Raw genomic sequence first — 3,824 nt, 5'->3', positions numbered from 1 at the left:
ATGAATTGCCAACCCTCGCTGTCGATTGGCACGTCCTCGCCGGAGTGCTGGACCCAGACAACCGGCACACTCTCGGCCCTCGCTTTGTCGATCAGAAGGCCTATGTTGGCAACAACGGCGTCCCGGTTGTAGACGCCGGACATGATGTCGTTCTGCACGTCGACGACGAGTAACGCGGTGTTGGGTCGGCCGGTGAGGGTCGTCATAAGACTCCTTGCGCTCTGCAGGCTAGGAAGCCTGCTCCACTCCAACTCTGGAGTTTGTCAACGCGATGGCAGAACGGCAACGCAGCTCATCTGGGCGGAGACGGAGAGGGCCAGAGTCATGTCGTCCCTCTCCTAGCCGTTAGCGGTTTGTCGCAGCTTTCCGATCGCGGTGCCGAGGTCGGTCTCGATGCCGTCGGGCTGCTGCATGCCGTTCTTGAACAGCAGCTGCACGAACGGTCGGCGCTCGGGACGGCCGGCGGTGGCGAAGTACGCCTGCAGCCCGGCCGCGAACTCGGCGTCGTCGGGCAGCGTGGCCGCGTCGACGAGCTTCTTGATGCCGGCGACGGCCACCTTGTCGAAGGCTGCGATCCGGCGCGCGAACGCGTCGGTGAAGTTCTCGATCTCGCCATCCGGGATGACCCGGTTCACGTACCCGTACTCGGCCGCGAGCGCGGCCGGGACGTCATCCCCACCGAGCAGAATCTCCAGCGCGCGACCGCGGCCGACCAGGCGTCCGAGCCGCGCCATGGGACCGCCACCGGGGACTGCGTCGACGCCTACTTCGAACTGGCCCAGGATCGCTTTCTCCGACGCAAAGCGGATGTCAGTGGCGAGCACGAACTCGCTGCCCGCGCCGCGGGCGCGGCCCCGGATCTCCGAGATGGTCGCCACCGGTAGCCGGCCGAGCCGGACGAAGTTGTCGACGTACGGGTGCAGGCCGGTCGGGCCGGGCTGCATCGCTGCCACCCGGGCGTTGTCGGCCAGGAAATCCCAGTGGGCCATGAAGTAACCCGGCTTGTCACTGCGGAAGACGACCACAGTGAGGTCGGGGGCGTTCTCGATGCGTCCGACGAGGACGCCGAGCTGGTCGATGGTGTCCGCGTCCAGCAGGTTGACCGGGCCGTTATCGAAGGTCACTCGCCAATAGGACGGAGAGACTTCATCGACGTGGAACTGCTCTGCCGCGCTCATGACCCTGACCGTATACACCGATGAACAACATCCACACCCTGGATAGCGCGATGTGCAGGTAGACGAACTGCGTGGATCCGCAAACCGGGTGATCTGGTCGGCAATTCTCAGTTGGGCATCTTCCGCACGCTTGTTGAACTGGTCCATCACCGCGGGATGGTAAGGCAGTGTCAGGTCGACGCTAAGCAGCCGAGGACGATCCCGATCGGCACCACTGCATCCACATTCAGCGGGAGCAAGGCATCGTCCAGCGCTCGATGGGCCCTCATGGCGCGCGGCCAGGCCGTGGCGACCGCTCGCAAGCCGATCGGTGAGTGGGATACCTGATTCGCCTTGGCGGCTGGCCGGTACGTAGGACAGGCTGGCTTCGTGCCGGTATTGGTAGCAGGAGCGTCGGGGTTTGTGGGCCGGCGGTTGTGCCCGACGCTGGTCGAGGCGGGTGTCGCGGTGCGGGCGATGACCCGGCGTCCGGACCGGTACCGTGGCGCCGGGACGCCGGTCCGGGCGGATGCGGCTGACGCGGCCTCGGTCCGTGCGGCGCTGGAGGGCTGCGAGGCCGCCTACTACCTAGTGCATTCGCTGGCCAGCGCCGACTTTGAGACGAAGGATGCGGCGGCGGCGCGCGTCTTCGGCCGGGCCGCGGCCGAGGCCGGCGTGACGCGGATCGTGTATCTGGGCGGGCTGGGCGCCGACGGCGACGTGTTGTCGGCGCATCTGCGCAGCCGACGCCAGGTCGAGGCCTTGCTCGGCGAGGCGGGGGCGCCGGTTACGACGTTGCGGGCCGGGATCATCGTCGGGCACGGCGGCATTTCGTGGGAGATCACCCGGCAGCTGGTCGAGCACCTGCCGGCGATGATCACGCCGCGGTGGGTGCGGACTCGGACGCAGCCGATCGCGGCCGCGGACGTGATCCGCTACCTGGTCGGAGTCTTGCCGGTGCCTGAGGCGGCCGGGCGGGTGTTCGAGATCGGCGGCCCGGAGGTGCTCGCCTACGTCGACATGTTGCGCCGGGTTGCCGCGCTGGAAGGCCGCAGGACGCCGATCGTGCCGGTGCCGCTGCTCTCGCCGTCACTGTCATCGTTGTGGCTGGCGCTGGTGACCGATGTGGACGTGCGCACCGGTCGTTCGCTGATCGATTCGATGATCAATGAGGTGGTGGTGCACGACGAGAGCATCCGCGAGCTGGTGAGCTTCGAGCCGATGGATTTCGACGCGGCCGTACTCGCCGCACTCGGCGAACGCGCCCGAGCGCAGCGCCGATGACCCGCCGGCACGCGACGACGGGGCTGCTGCCGCGCTGGTTGGTGGAGAAGGTGCCGCGCGATCATCGGGAGTCCGATGCGGCGTTCGCGCATCGCCGACGGGTGGTGGCCGGGGTGTCGGTGGCCGGGGCGGGATTGCTGGGAGTGTCGCTGTCGTCTGAGCCTGACTCACCCCGGTTCTATGTGCTGACTCTCGGGGTGGCTGGCACGTGGCTGGTCGGCGGCCTGCGGTCCGGGCCGCTGCACCTGGGCCGGGTGCGGGTGGGTGAGCACACGTACCGGCGTCCGGTGATCACTCCGGTGGTCACCGGAGTGGCCGCGTTCGGCGCGTTCTACGCCGCCGCGCTGGTGGTCCGCCGCATCCCGCTGCTGGACGAGGCGATCACCTCGGTGCTGAGCTACGCCACCCGCGGCACTGGCCCACTGGTGCTGACCACCGCGTTGGCCAATGCCGTGGCCGAGGAAGTGTTCTTCCGCGGCGCGCTCTACGCGGCCCTGGCCGAGCGGCGTGCCGTGCCGGTCTCGGCCGCGGTGTACGCGACGGCGACAGCGGCGACCCGCAACCCTGCGCTTGTCCTCGCCTCGGCCGTCATGGGAACACTGTTCGCGGCCCAGCGCCGCGCCTCCGGCGGCGTCCAGGCGCCGATCCTGACGCACGTGACCTGGTCGGCGCTGATGCTGCGCTACCTGCCCCCACTTTTCCGCGAACCCCGACCTGTCCACGTCGGGAGCACGGGGTGAGTGTCGGCGTCCTACTGTTCACCCGCCACCTGCGCCTGCGCGACAACCCCGTTTTGTGGCACGCCGTACATTCCCACCTGACCATCCGGAACCGATGGTGGACATTGCCTAGGCCAACTTTCCTGCGCACCCGCGGCAAACGCTGAAGCGGCGACGACGCGCGTGCGAGGCGACGTTGGTTGGGGACGGCGGTGACGACGATGTTGTCGACGTACGAGCATTTCGAGCAGTTGAAGCTGCCGCCGCAGGTGATCAGCGTCAGCCGTTCGGGGCCGGTGCGGGAGAAAGTCGTGTCGTCGTCCTTGTCTGGCAGCTCGCGGCTGGTCTCAGCGATGCGACTGAGGAACAGCTCCTTAGCCGACGCAGCCGGTGATGCTACCTGGGGGTTCGCAGTTGTCCGGGTTGTTGCCGGTGACAGACGTCTTCGCCAGGGTCACCGTGCCGCCGAAGTTGAAGATGCCTCCGCCGTGGACTGCCGTGTTGCCGGTCACCTGACTGTGGTTCAAGGTGACGGGTCCGCCGATCAAAGGCATCGGGCCACCTAGGGGCACGCCGTTCGCAATACCGCCACCGTCGCCGCCGGCGCGGTTGTTGCTGACCTGGCTGTTATTGAGGACGAGGATGGCGCTGGCGGCTGCGCCGG

At 67.9% G+C, this 3,824-nt stretch carries 4 protein-coding genes and 1 pseudogene; 2 read left to right on the top strand and 3 right to left on the bottom strand.

Going from position 1 to position 3,824, the window contains the following annotated elements; all coding sequences use genetic code 11:
• Together VN779_RS20060 and VN779_RS20055 are read right to left on the bottom strand one after the other, a co-directional pair.
• A partial coding sequence (locus tag VN779_RS20060) for an isochorismatase family protein (RefSeq protein ID WP_325725622.1) occupies positions 1 to 206 on the bottom strand: 206 nt, incomplete at its 3' end.
• A 132-nt stretch (positions 207 to 338) separates the two neighbouring features.
• Positions 339 to 1,178: an enoyl-CoA hydratase/isomerase family protein gene (locus VN779_RS20055; RefSeq protein WP_325725619.1), complete on the bottom strand. Its 840-nt coding sequence runs from the start codon at positions 1,176 to 1,178 to the stop codon at positions 339 to 341.
• A 369-nt stretch (positions 1,179 to 1,547) separates the two neighbouring features.
• Between VN779_RS20055 and VN779_RS20050 the strand changes: the two genes are divergently transcribed.
• Positions 1,548 to 2,441 carry an NAD(P)H-binding protein gene (locus tag VN779_RS20050; protein WP_325725617.1) on the top strand — a complete coding sequence of 298 codons (894 nt, stop codon included), beginning with the start codon at positions 1,548 to 1,550 and terminating at the stop codon, positions 2,439 to 2,441.
• The gene (locus VN779_RS20045) at positions 2,438 to 3,181 is read left to right on the top strand and encodes a CPBP family intramembrane glutamic endopeptidase (RefSeq protein ID WP_325725615.1); all 744 of its coding nucleotides are present in this window, start codon (positions 2,438 to 2,440) and stop codon (positions 3,179 to 3,181) included. Before VN779_RS20050 ends, VN779_RS20045 begins: the two co-directional genes overlap by 4 nt.
• Positions 3,182 to 3,534: 353 nt before the next feature.
• On the opposite strand, the pseudogene VN779_RS20040 reads toward VN779_RS20045, so the two are convergent.
• A pseudogene (locus VN779_RS20040) lies at positions 3,535 to 3,824 on the bottom strand (hypothetical protein); the annotation flags it as partial.

Origin of the sequence: Actinocrinis sp., from assembly GCF_035605935.1 — a bacterium.
Lineage (GTDB): Bacteria > Actinomycetota > Actinomycetes > Streptomycetales > Catenulisporaceae > Actinocrinis.
Note: the sequence above shows the minus strand (reverse complement) of the source record. Positions and strands in the feature narration are given on the sequence as shown.

Coding starts and splice junctions, on each gene's coding strand:
- VN779_RS20045 (WP_325725615.1), top strand. CDS start 2,438: ATGACCCGCCGGCACGCGACGACGGGGCTGCTGCCGCGCTGGTTGGTG.
- VN779_RS20055 (WP_325725619.1), bottom strand. CDS start 1,178: ATGAGCGCGGCAGAGCAGTTCCACGTCGATGAAGTCTCTCCGTCCTAT.